Below are 15422 nucleotides of genomic sequence, written 5' to 3' on the forward strand. Positions count from 1 at the left end.
TTTATCTAACTTGCTAGATTTGTTCCTTTTTTTAGGCTTCCCCTGATATCCTTCCCAATATTTCTTTACTGTCCTTCTGTCTATCCCGTATATCCTGGCTAATTCAGAAAAATTCGGTCTCAAATCCATCCCCCTTAACATTTCCAAATGTTGTTTGACTTTTTCCATTTTTGGTATCCCTCCTTCCATTGGAAGGATACCATTTATGTACAATTTTGTTCATTTTTATTTTCCTCTTTTTGGCCATTTGTATTTTACCATTTACACATTCTATAGAAACAACCTCATCTCCTTTTAGGTTTAGAACATACCTATGAGGAATGGAAACCACCATTCATGTCCTGAAAAACAAATAGATGATATACCCAGTTTAGAACATACCTATGAGGAATGGAAACTGAATCAATTTCATCATTTATTCTTAGTTTAAAAGGTGTTTTTGTTTAGAACATACCTATGAGGAATGGAAACTCTTTTCTTGCGAAGGGGCATATTACACCTTCAATTCTTACGTTTAGAACATACCTATGAGGAATGGAAACTAAAAATTCTTCAATTGTTATACCATCAATTTCATACTCGTTTAGAACATACCTATGAGGAATGGAAACTAAATTCCACGGCGTTGGTGGTGCTGCCGATATGTCTAAGTTTAGAACATACCTATGAGGAATGGAAACGAGTATAGTGCCGCCTGCGTAGAAGATAATTAGCCGAACTTAGTTTAGAACATACCTATGAGGAATGGAAACGGTTTACACACCCCCGCAAAATAAGATGCTCGTTATTTCGTTTAGAACATACCTATGAGGAATGGAAACAAACTATGAATACTACTCCATCTTGTGGTGCTGGGTTTAGTTTAGAACATACCTATGAGGAATGGAAACCAAATTGCATGCCAGAAAAATAGTACTCCTCTAATTGTTTAGAACATACCTATGAGGAATGGAAACAATTCCTCAATATGATATACCTTGGGTAAATATTTAAGTTTAGAACATACCTATGAGGAATGGAATTCAAAGGGAAATGATAGATATCATTTCACATAATTTGAAAAGAATATACAAAAAAAACATCAAAATTCCATGATGTTTCGATTTTTTTCTAAAAAAATGCACAGAAACAAAACAGCATGACTTTGGTAGAATATCAAAGCCATGCTGTTTAAAAGTAAATCTAAAATTGCGAATTATTTTAATATATGTCTTAAAAATTCTTTTGTCCTCTGATTTTTTGGTTCTTTAAAAATTTCTTCTGGTTTTCCTTCCTCTGCTATAACTCCTTTGTCCATGAAGATTATCCTATCTGCTACTTCTCTTGCAAATCCTATTTCGTGTGTTACCACTATCATTGTCATACCAGATTTTGCAAGATCCTTCATTACCTCTAAAACTTCACCTACAAGTTCTGGATCAAGAGCAGATGTAGGCTCGTCAAATAACATAAGCACGGGATCCATCATTAATGCCCTTGCAATGGCAACCCTTTGTTTTTGACCACCTGACAAATTATCTGGATAATATTCTATCTTTTCACTCAAACCCACCCTATCTAGCAAACTCTTTGCCTTTTCTACTGCCTTTTCTTTTGGCATCTTTAAAACCTTTGTAGGTGCAAGGATCAAGTTTTCCAAAACAGTCATATGTGGAAATAAATTAAAGTGCTGAAAAACCATACCAATTTTTGTTCTTATTTCGTTGATACTCTTATCTTTTTCTATTTTTTTTCCAAGAAAAATTATCTCACCCTTTTGATAATCTTCCAAATGATTTATACACCTCAAAAAAGTACTCTTTCCACCGCCACTTGGACCAATTATTACTATAGTCTCTCCTTTTTCAACCCTTAGATTCACACCCTTTAATACCTTTAACTCTCCAAAACTTTTATGCAAATCTCTAACTTCCAAAATCATGCTATCTCCATCCTTTTTTCTACAACCCTTACAATTCTAGATATTGTAAACGTCATCACAAAATAGATTATCGCTATACCAAAGTATATGGAAAATGTTTGAAAGGTTCGTGTTATCACAAATTGACCACGCCTCATAAGTTCGGTAACTCCAATTATAGATGCAAGCGAACTATCTTTTGTTAGTGTGATAAATTCATTTCCAAGGGCTGGTAAAATGTTTTTAAAAGCTTGAGGAAGTATAATATACCTCATAGTTTGAAAATGGGACATTCCAAGGGATCTTGCAGCTTCATACTGCCCCTTTGGTATAGATTGTATACCAGCTCTAACTATCTCTGCAATGTATGCACCACTGTTTAAACCTAAAGCTACAATTGCTGCTGGATATGCTTCAAGTTGTATTCCAAGTTGCGGTAGTCCAAAATAAACTATAGATATTTGAACTAAAAGAGGTGTCCCTCTTAAAAATTCAACATAAACAGTTGATGGTATATTAATTACCTTCAATTTGGATAATCTACCCATACCAATAAATGTTCCAAGAATCAATCCAATTAAAACTGAAAAAAAAGTGAGTTTTAAGGTATCCCAAGCTCCCAAAAGCAAAAATGGTAAATTTTCTAAAACAACCTCTATTGCTTCCATTATTTTCCCCCTTTAGAACCACTTTTCAACTAAAATATCATATGGACTTTTAAACATATTTGAAATAACACTGTTGACAAAATCTAACAATTCTTTGTTTCCTTTTTTTACTCCAATACCGTATTTTTCCCCTGTATCTATCACAGAAGAAATCAAGAATTTTTGGAATTTCTTTACATACGCATTAGCCACTGCCTCATCTAAAACTACTGCATCAACACGTTTGTTTTGAAGTTCAAGAAACGCATCTGTAAATTTTTGAAATCTTGTAACTTTTATTCCTTTAATCTTGGAAACCACCAAATCACCTGTTGTTCCCAATTGAACAGCAACCTTTTTCCCTTTCAAATCCTCAAGTGATTTTGGAGAGAAATTCTCACCTTTTCTTACAACTATCGATTGGTTAGCGTTAAAATACGGAATAGAAAAGTCAATCACTTTCGCCCTTTTATTTGTTATCGTCATACCCGCAATTATTAAATCAATCTTATCAGACATAATCGCAGGAATAAGTGAATCAAAAGGAAGATTTAATATTTTAAGTTCAACTCCAAGCTCACTTGCTACCTTTTTTGCAATGTCAATATCAAAACCTACAATATTGTTATTTTGATCCACAAATTCAAATGGTGGAAAGGTAGGTTCCGTACCAACAATTAAAATTCCCCTTTCTTTTATCTTCGATAAACTTGCTGTAAAAAACACTGAAACTATAAAAACAATAAATAAAACAGCGACCAACTTTCTCATACTATCCCCTCCTTTTTGTAATACTTGGTAATTTAATTTTAACACATTTAACCTAAAAATAACATGATATGATAAAAAAAATACGGAGTGATAACTCACTCCGTATTTATTATCTTACTCAACTGTAACACTTTTTGCTAAATTCCTAGGTTTGTCCGGATCATATCCCCTCATATCCGCAATTAAATATGCAAACAATTGAATCACTGGAGAAATCGTGAGTGGATACATATCATCAGGACTATCAGGAACGTATATAATATCATCTACTATCTTTTCCAGTTCTTTGTTGCTCTCGTTTGTAATCGCAATTATTCTAGAATTTCTTGCCTTTGATTCTTCTATATTACTCTTTGTTTTTTCAAACAAATTATCTTTTGGTGCTATTGCAAACACCGGGAAAGTTGGATCAAGCAACGCTATTGGTCCGTGTTTTAACTCCCCGGCAGGATACGCCGTTGCATTTATATAACTTATTTCTTTTAACTTTAGCGCTCCTTCAAGTGCTGTTGGATAATTTATCCCGCGTCCAATATACATAAAGTGATGATAATTTTTGTAATACGATGAAATTTCTTCAAGATCTATATTGTTTAGAATTTTTCTAAAAATCTCAGGTGCCTGCTTTAAAAACTCAAAATCTCTTTGAAGTTCTTCATTCCAAATTCCTTTCATTCTTAACAGGTGCATACCTAAAATATAGAGCACTATAAGTTGATTAACGTAAGTTTTCGTAGCAGCCACACCGATTTCAGGACCTGCATTCATAAATACAGTAACATCACTTTCCCTTGTAATAGTAGAGCCAACTACATTTGAAATTGAAATAACTTTTGCACCTTTTCTCTTAACAAGCCTTACCGATTCAAGCGTGTCTGCAGTCTCTCCAGATTGGGATATAGCAATAACAAATGTATTATCATCTACATGTATATTCCTATACCTAAATTCAGACGCAACATCCACTTCTACATCTATATTTGAATGTTTTTCAACAAAATATTTAAATACAAGACCTGCATGATAACTAGTACCACACGCCACAAGTTTTATTTTTTCAACCCTTTCAACGTTGAATTCCTTTAATTCATTTAAAACAGGTCCTTCAAGTGTTACCCTACCCACAAGTGCACTTTCTATTGCTTCTGGTTCCTCCATTATTTCTTTTAACATAAAATGTTTGTACCCGCTTTTTTCAGCAGATGTTTCATCCCAATCTATATGGTATACTTTTCTTAAAACTACGTTCCCACCTAAATCAGTTATTTTATATTCTCCATCCTTTAAAAGCACCACATCTCCATCTTCCAAAAAGACCACATCTTTTGTATAACGCAAAATAGGTGTAACATCCGATGCAAGCACAACTTTTTCTTTTCCTCTTCCCAAAACAAGCGGACTTCCTTTGCGTGCAGCTACAAGCATATTACTAAAATCAGAATGCATAACCACAATCGCGTATGCACCCTTTAAAAGCTTTATAGCATCTAAAACCGCTATATATAAATCTCCTTTAAAGTGTTCTTCAATTAAGTGTGCTATAACCTCTGTATCTGTATCCGATTTAAAAACATGACCCTTTGACTTTAACATTTCTCTTAATTCATAGTAATTTTCAATTATTCCATTATGTACTATGGCGATTTTACCCGTACAATCCGTATGCGGGTGTGCATTTATATCATTTGGAATCCCATGCGTTGCCCATCTTGTGTGTGCTATTCCAATTGACGTCTTCTTTTGAGGTATCTTTGATTTTAAATTTTTAATTTTACCTATGGATTTCTGTATTGATATCTTTCCGTTATCGTAAAATGCAACTCCTGCTGAGTCATATCCTCTGTATTCAAGTTTTTGCAAATCTTCGACAAGCTCTTTTAAATTAAATTCAGTTCCCACTATCCCTACTATTCCACACATCTTTTATTGCCTCCTCAATTTTTGAGGTCAACGAAATTTCTATACCTTGTTTTGCAACCTTTAGTGCGTGATATATTGCAACTTCATCCGAATTTCCGTGGGCTTTAACCACAATTCCATTCACTCCTACAAAAAATGTTCCACCATATTTTCTCGGATCCAATTTTTCTTTTAACTTGTTAAAAACGGGTTTCATAAGAAGTGCGCCAAGTGCGGAAATTACATTCTTTTTTATGTTTGACTTTAAAATTTCAATTATTAGTTTTGCAGAACCTTCCATTGTTTTCATGGCAATATTTCCATGAAAACCATCTGCAACCACAACATCTACCTTTCCCATGTTTATATCATTTCCCTCAATGTTTCCTTTAAAACTTTCTCCAAATTTTTCTCTCAAGAGTCTAAAAGCTTCTTGCTCTTTTTTTGTGCCTTTATTTTCCTCAGTTCCTACATTTAATAAACCAACCTTAGGATTTTTTATCCCCATAAATTTTGCATATTCAACGCCCATTATAGCAAATTGCAAAAGTGTAAATGGTTTAACATCAATATTAGCACCCGCATCTGCAAGTATGCAAAAACCATCCTTTGTAGGAATTGGCACGGCAAGTGTAGGCCTTTCTATTCCTTTTATCCTTCCTACAACAAATGTAGCACAAGCTAGTAGTGCACCTGTGTTCCCCGCACTTACAACTGCGTCCACTACGTTATCTCTCACCAATTTACAACTTTGATACATAGTACTATTTTTGCGTCTTATAGCTTCTGTGGGTTTTACATCCATGGGCAGATAATCTTCCACAACAACCTTTCTACAATTACTTGGAAGGGAAATTTCCTTAAAATTTTTCTCTATACCCACCAAGTAAAGTTCAACATCTGGATTATCTTTTGCAAAAGCCAAAGCGCCAGCCACGATCTTCGCTGGCGCAAAATCACCACCCATTAAATCAATAGCTATTTTTTTCATAGTTATTCTGCAACTTCAAAAATTTGTTTCTTACCATAGTGTCCGCAGTTCAAACAAACCCTGTGTGGAAGTTTCGGTGCACCACAATTTGGACAAACAGATACGGGTACGGAAAATGCTTTGTAGATTTTTGCCCTCTTGTGATGGGTTCTACTTCTTGACCTCTTTTGCTTTGGTACTGCCATGAAAAATCCCTCCCTTGATTAATTATTGCTTAATTTTTCCTTTAACTTCAAAAGTTTTTCAAATCTAGGGTCTATCGAAAACTCTTCCATTTTTTCACACTTGTGATCCGGATGTAAATTTAAATTTTCACCACAATACTGGCACAAACCTTTACAATTTTCATCACACACAAAAACATCAGGAGCACTTACAACAAGTGCTTCTATTATTCGCTCTTCAAGGTCTATTACTTCTCCTTTGTAGTATATCACATTTTTTAGATTTTCTATTTCAGAATCTTTAAAATTTGGTTCACTTTCTAAATCGTATATTCCCTCTATTGTTCCTTCAAGTTCTAAAATAGATGTTTCAAGGCACCTATCACAAGGTCTTTCGATCTTTCCCTTCACTACTCCACCTACTATTATTGTGTTGTCTGTATAAACTATAGAGATTTTCACGTGAAATACGTTATCTATTACTTTGTAAGTTCCAGTGTGCAAGTTAATAGTCTCTGTATAATAATCATCTTCTATTTTCATATGTCTTTTTGCTATAATATCTTTTACTTTTATTTTCCAAATCATTTAAATCACCTCTAATTTATGGTATCATATTTAATTAGGAGGGATTCTATGAAAAAAGCATTTTACGTTTTTCTATTAATAATTGCATCAAATCTATATGCCTTTATGCTAGATCCTTTGAATTATATTACCAAATCTAACCTTGGTTTGCAAGTACAATTTTATAACAACGCGGGAAAAATATCCATATACACCCCTTATGTTTACAAAATTGTTTCATACAATACATTTACCGACACCATGCGATTTCCAGAAATAGTCAAAGGACTAGCATATATAGAATCTGGTTTTAACATACATGCCCTTTCAAATATCGGTGCAATGGGGGTTGCTCAATTCAAGGCAAATGCGGCATTAGATTATGGGGTAAACAACGCATGGAACCCAAAGCAAGCGCTTCTTGGTGCTGATAGAATGATAAGGTTCTATTACCAAAAATATCAAGATATATATACTGTTTTGGCGATATACAATATTGGAGAAACAAACTACAAAAAAGGAAAATATCTAGATGCGGGAAAAAACTACGCAAGAAAAGTAATCTCTGCTTCAAGGAAAATTAGCAGAAATACAAATTTGTACGATAGATATGTGTTATACTTACAAAGTGGTTTCTTAAACGAAAGTACAAATACTTCGTTTTTTGAAATTGGTAGTATTTTTGATTATCTAGGAATTATTTACTTTGATATATCTTCAAAGTTAATCATCCAAGAGAATAACTATCCTATAGAAATTGGTGGAAAGTCTTATTTTAGATTAGATCATTTTTCGTCAATTGTTTTCGGATATAATTTAAGGTATAATATTAATATATCAATTGGTCCCATTTTAGGTTACTCGCACTTTGAACCTGTCGGCACAAATTATGAGTTATCTTATGATTTTTCAAAGGGATTTAGTTTAAAAAATTTCCAATTTGAAGTGGGATACGGGAATAAGTATTGGCGTATTGGCCTTGGTTTTGATCCAGACTTTGAAAACTTTTATCTTAGATTTCTATACTGAGGTGATATTCCTTGGAATGGTTTAGAAAATTCTTAGATAGTTTGTCAAACATCCCAAATTTTTGGAAAAAGCTCAACAAAAACCAAAAAATAGCATTTACTTCATTAATTTTAGCAATAGTTTTTGCATTAGTAGTTGCCGTAGTTTTAAATGCTCCAAAATATGTATTGTTAATCACCGCAAACAACGAAACAGATGCAGGCGCAATTATCCAACAACTGGAATCGCAGGGAATACCATACAAAGTCGAAGCAGGTAATAGGATATTTATACCTTCTTCTTACAATGTATACGAAGTAAGGATGAAACTTGCCTCCAGTGGAATTTTAGGTGCATCCTCAAAGGGATTTGAACTACTTGATCAAAGTAGTTTTGGTGCAACAAGTTTTGACAAACAAGTTAATTATCAGAGGGCTTTACAAGGAGAGCTAGAAAGAACCATTGCAACTATCAACGGTGTAAAGTATGCAAGAGTGCACTTAACTCTTCCTAAATATACCTACTATGTGCGTGGTGAAATGGCTGAAACACGCGCATCCGTTCAATTGGTACTAGAACCTGGAGCAACCATTTCAAAAGAACAAGTTAAGGGAATCATATACCTTTTAACAGGAGCAGTAGAAGGGCTAAAACCGGAAAATGTAAAAGTGGTGGATAATTTTGGAAGGGCATTAAGTGATCTCGTAAACTTTGACGAAAACACATATGCTGCCAACACAAAAACGGAATTAAAAATGCAACTTGAAAACTATTATCGAAACAAAATACAACCTGCCCTTGAAACTGTATTTGGCTTTGGAAAAGTAGAAGTAATAACCGATATAAACCTTAATTGGCAAAAGATCGAAAAAACCATCACAACTTATTCTTCTCCAAAAGGAGGACTTTTAAGGAGCAAAGAAACAGAAACTGAGAAATCCACCGTTAAACCCGCAGACGGTGGACCTGTAGGAACAGAATCAAATATTCCAACAACTTACTATCAAAGTGTAGAGGGATCAAATAGTTCACTGTATGAAAAATCACATGAAATTACAAATTACGAATTAAACCAAATAGTGGAAAACGTCGTACAAAATATGGAAGGAGAAATAGAAAACATATCTGTTTCTGTTATAATAGATTCTTCTTCAACAGTCTTTAATACAGTCTCAAAAGACGAAATCAACAAATTAGTATCAAATATAATCCAAAAAAGTATAGCAGCTAACGCAAGCCCATCGAATATTTCTTATTCTCTTGCCTTTATCCCATTTAGCAGAGAACTTGAAGAACAATACCAACAACTAATCCAAACAGAACAATTAAAAAAGGATATTGTTTTTAAAATAACACTCCTTTTGATTGCAACGGTATTGATGTTCTTTAGTTCATATGGAATATTACTACAAATTAGAAAATCAAAAGCAAGAAAACTTGTACTTCAAAGGTACAAAATGCTAGAAGAAGAAGCACAGAAATTAGTAGAAGAAGAAGGAGGACAAGAAGCAGAAGAAATACTCAGCGAAGCACAAAAGGTTATAGAAGAACTAAAAGATTACGCAAAACAGCTTGCAGTAAAATCACCTGAGGAAACTGCAGCCATAATCAAGATTTGGATGTCTGAAAGAGGGTGAGCTAATGCCAGATAAAATTAACATACCTGGAAAGAGAAAAGCTGCAATACTTTTGGTTTTAATGGGTCCAGAAAATGCAGCAAATGTGTTAAAACAACTTGAAGAACAAGATGTCGAAACACTTACAATAGAAATTGCAAATCTTGGTAAAGTAACAGACGACGAAAAAGAACAAGTTCTATCGGAATTTAAAGAACTTTCAAAAGCAAGGGAAATGTTGCTTTCTGGCGGTATAGATTATGCAAAAGAAATGCTTATTAAAGCCTTCGGTCCAGAAAGAGCAATGAAGGTTATTGAAAGGCTTGTCTCAAATCTTCAAGTAAAACCATTTGAATTTATGAAACTTGCCGATCCCATGCAAGTTGTTAATTTTTTACAATCAGAACATCCACAAACAATTGCTTTGGTGTTGAGCTTTTTAGAACCACCACTTGCAGCTAAAGTGTTGTCCTCGCTTCCAGAAAATATTCAAGCAGAAGTGATAAAGAGAATAGCGTTACTCGAACGTGCATCACCTGATGTGGTAAGGGAAATAGAAAAGAACCTTGAAAAGAAATTCAGTGGAATCGGTATGCAAACGTTAAGTCAAGTGGGTGGTGTAGATACAGCAGCGGAAATTATCAATAATATAGATAGGGCAACGGAAAAAAGCATTATGGAAAAACTCGGGTATGAATCTCCAGAACTTGCAGAAGAAATCAGAAGAAGACTATTTGTCTTTGAAGACTTGCTTAAACTTGATGATAGATCAGTACAACTTGTGCTACGTGAAGTTGATACAAGAGATCTTGCCGTTGCACTAAAAGGTGCATCAGAAGAACTAAAAGAAAAGATATTCAATAACATGTCCAAGAGGGCTGCACAGCTTTTAAAAGACGAACTGGAATTTATGGGACCTGTAAGGGTAAAAGACGTGGAAGAAGCACAACAAAAAATTATAAACATCGTAAGAAGATTGGAAGAAGCAGGAGAAATAGTAATTGCAAGGGGTGGAGGAGAAGAGTTAATAGTTTAGGAGGTAAATCGTGGAAGAAAATGTATATTGCGTTCTTGATACAGAAACAACAGGCCTTAACCCTTGGTTTGGCGATAGAATCATTGAAGTTGCAATTGTACCTGTATACAAAGGAAAAATAGTTAATAGCTGGATATATCATTCATTGGTGAACCCAAGTATCCCTATTCCAGCATTATCCGAAAAAATCCACGGCATTTCAAATGCACAAATTGCAGATGCACCAGGTTTGGAAAGGGTTTTGGATAATATAAGGGCATATACAAAAGACACTATATTAGTGATGCACAATGCAACTATGGATCTTTCATTTTTGGATATTGCAACAAAAGAAGTAGGTCAATTTCCTATAAATGCAAAATACATAGATACCCTGGAAATATCCGAAAGTTTATACGGAAAACGCAGAAGTTTGGAAAGTCTTGTAAAAGAATTTAAACTAGGAAGTAAAGTTCCACATAGGGCGCTGCAAGATGCTATTTTAACCGCTAAAGTATTTTTAAAACTATCGGAAAAAATTGGTATTGAAAACTTACGAGAATTTGTAAGAATATGGGGGGATGGACAATGATTAAAAATTTTGTATTAGATACAAATGTATTAATACACGATCCAGAATCTATTTATGCCTTTGAAGACAACAATGTGATAATACCACTTCCCGTACTTGAAGAACTTGATAATTTAAAAAGACAAACGGGAAGCCTTGGAAAATCTGCAAGGCATGCAATAAGGGAATTAGATAGTTTAAGACAGAAAGGTAAGTTATCAGAAGGTGTTAAACTAAAAAATGGTGGAAAAATACAAGTCGTATTTTTAAAGAAAAAAGATCACGAAGATATAGACTTTCTATACGAAAAATACATAGACAACTGGATTTTGGTTTATACACTACACATTTTAAAATCCACAAAACAACCCACTTTTTTAGTATCAAAAGATATAAACTTAAGGGTTAAGGCAGATTCCTTGGGCATACCTTCCCAAGACTATCTTTCCGATAGATCAGAACTTCAATCTTTGACTCCCGGATATTTTGAATTTCATAACATAGAAACCTTGGACAAAAGTTTATTATATCCAAACGCATACATAGACAACTTGGATAAATATTACAGATTCGATGGAGAAAACCTACTACAAATGTCCAGAAAAATAACAGCGTGGAATGTAAAGCCAAGAAACAGGGAACAATTTTTCGCAATGGACGCTCTACTAAATGACAACATAAAATTAGTCTCGTTAATTGGAATGGCAGGAACTGGTAAAACCTTCATTACGCTTGCTTGTGCGCTACAAAAAACATTTACAGAACAAAAATACGAAAAAATAATAGTGGCAAGGCCACTTGTGGCAATGGGCGGAAAAGATATTGGTTATCTACCGGGAAGCTACGAAGAAAAAATGAAACCCTGGATGTCACCTATTTACGATAATCTAGAATATCTTTTTAGACTTTCCAATACAAACATGAAAGAATTCATGAAAAAAGGTATAATTGAAATAGAAGCATTAACATATATTAGGGGAAGATCCATCCCTGATCAGTTTATAATAATAGATGAGGCACAAAACTTAACTCCACACGAAGTTAAGACAATTTTAACTAGAGCAGGTGAAAATACAAAAATAGTACTTTTGGGTGATCCATATCAGATAGATACTCCATACTTAGATAAAGACAGCAATGGACTTGTATATGCCGCAAGTAGATTTTTAAACAGTAAAATTTCAGCACATATAATCTTGCAAAAAGGTGAAAGGTCCTTATTAGCCACCGAAGCAGCTAATCTTCTTTAAGGGGGTTTAAGATATATGGAAATTAAAGTCGCAAATTTAGAACTGTATTCTGTGCCTTTTCGGGTAAGCATGTTATGGAATATAATATATCAACTAAAACTTTCCGTTTTAGATTTGCTCTCGAAACAATACCAAGATGCCCACTTTATCTTTTATAATGCATTAGGTGAATATGGAACATACGACAAGGTGGAGGAAATACTTTCAGTTTATTTTAAAGACTTTGAAATACTAGATGAAAAACTTGAGTTTAGCACCTCTCCTATTAATAATTTACCGGTTATTGAAAAAGATGGAAAATTAGAAAGACTCGACTGTGAAACATTGGGGATTTATTACCTAAACAACTTAAATAAATTACCAGAAAAAAAATATTCAAAAAACATACTTGTTGTAAATGAACTAGTTGATAAAAAAAGGATAGATGCCTTAAAAGACGACTATATTGTAATTTCTCAAAACAAAGAATTAGATTACAAAAATTTATTTGAGAGAAAAGTACTAGAGGATATAGAAAACGACACCACAAAAGCTGTACTTCTTGATCTTTTGCGAGGTGGTAGCGTATGTTGATTAAATCATTAAAAATAAATGGATTTGGAAAGATAAAAAGCAAAGAATTAAAGTTCAAACCTGGATTAAACGTTATATTTGGCCCTAACGCTTCTGGAAAAACAACTATAGCCTACTTTATTCTTAACGCTTTATCAAAACCAGGCGATGAAATCAAAAAATACGAGCCCTGGAACCATTACGAATTTGGTGGTGAAATAACAACGGATGAAGGCACATTCAAAGTGGATTTTCTAAATGGAGAATTTAACACTCTTGTTGATAGAGAACTCTTTGAAACAGTGGGGTTTATAAAGGAAAACGAAAAATTAGACCTGTTAAGGGAAAAAGATTCTTTTGTTATAGGTTATATGAAAAAGAAAATGCAAAAAAATGAGTGGGGAATAAGATTAACTGAAGCTATTGCAGCTTCAAATAATTATTTCGAAAAAGTCCAATATTGCATTGAAGAATTAAATAAAAAAATATCTGAACTTGACGCACAAATTTTGGATATAAAGAAAGAAATTGAAAAATACAATAAAGATATACTGTACAAAAAAGAATTGAAAAAAGAAAAGGAAAAAATTGAAAATGAATTAATCATAAAACAAAGTAGATTGGAAGAAGAAAAGGGAAAATACATAAAGGAATTAAATGACAAAATAAGAAGCTTGAGTTTAAAAAAAGAAGAATTAAACATGTCTTTACAAGAATTTTCAAGAATTTCCAAAATTGATAGGGAAAAAATAGTACAAGTTAGGGAATTTATGAATACACTAGAAGTACTCAACAAAAACATAGATGGAATTTCAAAACAATACAATGAACTTTTAAATAATTTAAAAAATATTGAAACCCTATTAGAGGAAAAAATGAAAAATTTGAATATAAAAGATGAAAAAGAACTTGAAACGGTCAACCTTAAAATTAAAAATTTAATTTTATTAAAGAAAATGTATGACGAAAAGAAAAATAAATTAGAAGATATACTAGAGGAAAACTCACTTTGGAAACTCTTTACTGAAAAGGAAAATTTAATTGATGAACTGGAAGAAGAAGAAGCAAAACACAAAGAAAACCAAAACAAAATACAAAAGAAGATTGACGATCTAAAAGAAAATTTAAATAAAATTTCTTCTTCTATAAAAATTCACAAGGATTTTTCTTTTGTCTTTTTCTTTGCGGCTTTGATCTCGTTGATTTTTGGCTTTGTTATGAAAAACATTTCACTTTGGTTATTTAGTGGAACAATCATCACGGGTATTGCTGGATTTATTGAAACAGTTCTCTGGAGAAAAAAGGAAGGAACAGCAGAAATAATAAGAAATGAAATAGATGAGTTGATGAAGAAAAAAATAATACGACCTAGGTATTTAAGTCTGCTAAGAGAATACAATCTAAAGTCACTAAAAGAATTAAGGCAAAGATACTACGAATTTATTGAATGGAAGGCAAGAAAAAAAGATTATCAAAGTGCAAGTGAAGAATTTAAAAAATTGGAGTCTGAAATTTTAAAGGAATTAAAAGATTTTAATTTGGGAAGTGCCGCCCAAATTATAGATTCTGGTATTTCTTACCTTGAAAGGTTGGTAAATGAAGTACAAAGGCTAATTCTTACAAAATCCTCGTTGGAAAAACAACTATATGAAGTAAAATCCGAAATGGAAAATCAACTAAAGAAGAAAGATGAAACAACGCTTACCCTCAATAAATTAATGGAAGAACTAAAGCTCTCACTTGATGAAATCAAAAATTTTGATAATCTATACGGTAAATATCTAACTATAACGGAAAATATTACAAAGGTAGAATCTGATATTGAAAAATACCAATCTATGTTGGACAACGAAATCTTACCCGAAGAAATCAGAAATTTGGAATTTGAAATAAAAGAATTACAAAGGAAAAATAAGGAAATTGAAGGGGAACTTTCAAAAGAGCTAAAACAAATTCCCTCTTTTGAAACTTTATTGGAAAAAATACAGGAAAAAGAAAAAATTATAGGAAAAATCGAATCTCTAAAAGTATACTTATCAAATATCTCAAAGGCAAAAGAAATATTAAGAAAAAGACTAGAAGAATATGTGGAAACCTATGGAAAGAAATTCAAGGAAGAATTTACTAAGATATTACTTTCCATAGTAAATGAAACCATGCCAATTATTGTCGAGGATAACCTTTCTGTAAGGTTAAATATAAACGGTGAAAAATTAAATCCAGAGGAGTTTTTAAGTGCTGCTACTTTTGATCAAATGTTATTCGCATACAAAGTTGCACTCTTTAAAACCATGGCAGAACACAACCTTCCATTGATAATTGACAACGCTTTTATAAGATACGACAACGAAAGACTAAAAAGAGTAATAGACATCTTAAATCACGAATCAAAGAGAAGACAAATAATACTATTAACAAGTGACATTAGACTGGCAAATACTTTTAAGGATATTGTCAAGTTGGAGGGATAA

General features: G+C 33.0%; 14 protein-coding genes, 1 pseudogene and 1 CRISPR repeat array. Of the genes and pseudogenes, 7 read left to right on the forward strand and 8 right to left on the reverse strand.

The genetic code is table 11. The annotated features are described in order from the left end of the window. The 8 genes and pseudogenes from XJ44_RS09185 to XJ44_RS03080 all read right to left on the reverse strand — a co-directional run. Positions 1-168, reverse strand: a pseudogene (locus XJ44_RS09185) (IS21 family transposase); the annotation flags it as partial. Positions 169-298: 130 nt separating this feature from the next. Then, positions 299-1023: a CRISPR direct-repeat array (repeat unit 30 nt; unit sequence GTTTAGAACATACCTATGAGGAATGGAAAC). A gap of 172 nt (positions 1024-1195) precedes the next feature. Beyond that, the gene (locus XJ44_RS03050; protein ID WP_077198020.1) at positions 1196-1921 is read right to left on the reverse strand and encodes an amino acid ABC transporter ATP-binding protein; all 726 of its coding nucleotides are present in this window, start codon (positions 1919-1921) and stop codon (positions 1196-1198) included. Then, positions 1918-2568, reverse strand: coding sequence for an amino acid ABC transporter permease (locus XJ44_RS03055; protein WP_143608971.1), 651 nt, complete (start codon positions 2566-2568; stop codon positions 1918-1920). The genes XJ44_RS03050 and XJ44_RS03055 overlap by 4 nt, the downstream gene beginning before the upstream one ends. A 12-nt stretch (positions 2569-2580) precedes the next feature. Continuing rightward, positions 2581-3318 (reverse strand): basic amino acid ABC transporter substrate-binding protein, encoded by a 738-nt coding sequence (locus tag XJ44_RS03060; RefSeq protein WP_077198022.1) that lies wholly within the window; start codon positions 3316-3318, stop codon positions 2581-2583. A gap of 114 nt (positions 3319-3432) precedes the next feature. Beyond that, positions 3433-5238, reverse strand: a complete 1806-nt coding sequence (gene glmS, locus XJ44_RS03065) for a glutamine--fructose-6-phosphate transaminase (isomerizing) (RefSeq protein ID WP_077198023.1) — start codon at positions 5236-5238, stop codon at positions 3433-3435. Then, a complete protein-coding gene (gene plsX, locus XJ44_RS03070; protein ID WP_077198024.1) occupies positions 5207-6208 on the reverse strand; it encodes a phosphate acyltransferase PlsX in 1002 nt (333 codons plus the stop codon). The genes glmS and plsX overlap by 32 nt, the downstream gene beginning before the upstream one ends. A 2-nt stretch (positions 6209-6210) precedes the next feature. After that, entirely contained in the window at positions 6211-6393 is a 183-nt protein-coding gene (gene rpmF, locus XJ44_RS03075; RefSeq protein ID WP_075665598.1) for a 50S ribosomal protein L32, read from the reverse strand. An 18-nt stretch (positions 6394-6411) separates the two neighbouring features. Then, positions 6412-6960 (reverse strand): YceD family protein, encoded by a 549-nt coding sequence (locus XJ44_RS03080; RefSeq protein WP_075665599.1) that lies wholly within the window; start codon positions 6958-6960, stop codon positions 6412-6414. A gap of 48 nt (positions 6961-7008) precedes the next feature. Between XJ44_RS03080 and XJ44_RS03085 the strand changes: the two genes are divergently transcribed. Genes XJ44_RS03085 through XJ44_RS03115 form a run of 7 tightly spaced genes read left to right on the forward strand, consistent with a single transcriptional unit; the run spans position 7009 to position 15422 of the window. Then, positions 7009-7968 carry a lytic transglycosylase domain-containing protein gene (locus XJ44_RS03085; protein ID WP_077198025.1) on the forward strand — a complete coding sequence of 320 codons (960 nt, stop codon included), beginning with the start codon at positions 7009-7011 and terminating at the stop codon, positions 7966-7968. Positions 7969-7979: 11 nt separating this feature from the next. After that, positions 7980-9584, forward strand: coding sequence for a flagellar basal-body MS-ring/collar protein FliF (gene fliF, locus XJ44_RS03090; protein ID WP_075665601.1), 1605 nt, complete (start codon positions 7980-7982; stop codon positions 9582-9584). Positions 9585-9588: 4 nt separating this feature from the next. Continuing rightward, on the forward strand, positions 9589-10599 hold the full coding sequence (gene fliG / locus XJ44_RS03095) for a flagellar motor switch protein FliG (RefSeq protein ID WP_075665602.1): 1011 nt from the start codon (positions 9589-9591) through the stop codon (positions 10597-10599). A gap of 7 nt (positions 10600-10606) precedes the next feature. After that, positions 10607-11170 (forward strand): 3'-5' exonuclease, encoded by a 564-nt coding sequence (locus XJ44_RS03100; RefSeq protein WP_075665603.1) that lies wholly within the window; start codon positions 10607-10609, stop codon positions 11168-11170. Continuing rightward, complete coding sequence (locus XJ44_RS03105) at positions 11167-12399, forward strand: PhoH family protein (RefSeq protein WP_075665604.1); 1233 nt, start codon at positions 11167-11169, stop codon at positions 12397-12399. Before XJ44_RS03100 ends, XJ44_RS03105 begins: the two co-directional genes overlap by 4 nt. Before the next feature lie 15 nt (positions 12400-12414). Continuing rightward, positions 12415-12972 (forward strand): hypothetical protein, encoded by a 558-nt coding sequence (locus XJ44_RS03110; RefSeq protein WP_075665605.1) that lies wholly within the window; start codon positions 12415-12417, stop codon positions 12970-12972. Then, positions 12966-15422 carry an ATP-binding protein gene (locus XJ44_RS03115; protein ID WP_077198026.1) on the forward strand — a complete coding sequence of 819 codons (2457 nt, stop codon included), beginning with the start codon at positions 12966-12968 and terminating at the stop codon, positions 15420-15422. Before XJ44_RS03110 ends, XJ44_RS03115 begins: the two co-directional genes overlap by 7 nt.

The sequence above is a fragment of the Thermosipho affectus genome, from assembly GCF_001990485.1.
Classification (GTDB): domain Bacteria; phylum Thermotogota; class Thermotogae; order Thermotogales; family Fervidobacteriaceae; genus Thermosipho; species Thermosipho affectus.

Excerpts from the sequence above, each read along its gene's own strand:
- XJ44_RS03105 (WP_075665604.1), top strand. The coding sequence starts at position 11,167 with ATGATTAAAAATTTTGTATTAGATACAAATGTATTAATACACGATCCA.
- fliG (WP_075665602.1), top strand. The coding sequence starts at position 9,589 with ATGCCAGATAAAATTAACATACCTGGAAAGAGAAAAGCTGCAATACTT.
- rpmF (WP_075665598.1), bottom strand. The coding sequence starts at position 6,393 with ATGGCAGTACCAAAGCAAAAGAGGTCAAGAAGTAGAACCCATCACAAG.
- XJ44_RS03110 (WP_075665605.1), top strand. The coding sequence starts at position 12,415 with ATGGAAATTAAAGTCGCAAATTTAGAACTGTATTCTGTGCCTTTTCGG.
- XJ44_RS03080 (WP_075665599.1), bottom strand. The coding sequence starts at position 6,960 with ATGATTTGGAAAATAAAAGTAAAAGATATTATAGCAAAAAGACATATG.
- XJ44_RS03060 (WP_077198022.1), bottom strand. The coding sequence starts at position 3,318 with ATGAGAAAGTTGGTCGCTGTTTTATTTATTGTTTTTATAGTTTCAGTG.
- plsX (WP_077198024.1), bottom strand. The coding sequence starts at position 6,208 with ATGAAAAAAATAGCTATTGATTTAATGGGTGGTGATTTTGCGCCAGCG.
- XJ44_RS03055 (WP_143608971.1), bottom strand. The coding sequence starts at position 2,568 with ATGGAAGCAATAGAGGTTGTTTTAGAAAATTTACCATTTTTGCTTTTG.
- XJ44_RS03050 (WP_077198020.1), bottom strand. The coding sequence starts at position 1,921 with ATGATTTTGGAAGTTAGAGATTTGCATAAAAGTTTTGGAGAGTTAAAG.
- glmS (WP_077198023.1), bottom strand. The coding sequence starts at position 5,238 with ATGTGTGGAATAGTAGGGATAGTGGGAACTGAATTTAATTTAAAAGAG.
- XJ44_RS03085 (WP_077198025.1), top strand. The coding sequence starts at position 7,009 with ATGAAAAAAGCATTTTACGTTTTTCTATTAATAATTGCATCAAATCTA.
- XJ44_RS03115 (WP_077198026.1), top strand. The coding sequence starts at position 12,966 with ATGTTGATTAAATCATTAAAAATAAATGGATTTGGAAAGATAAAAAGC.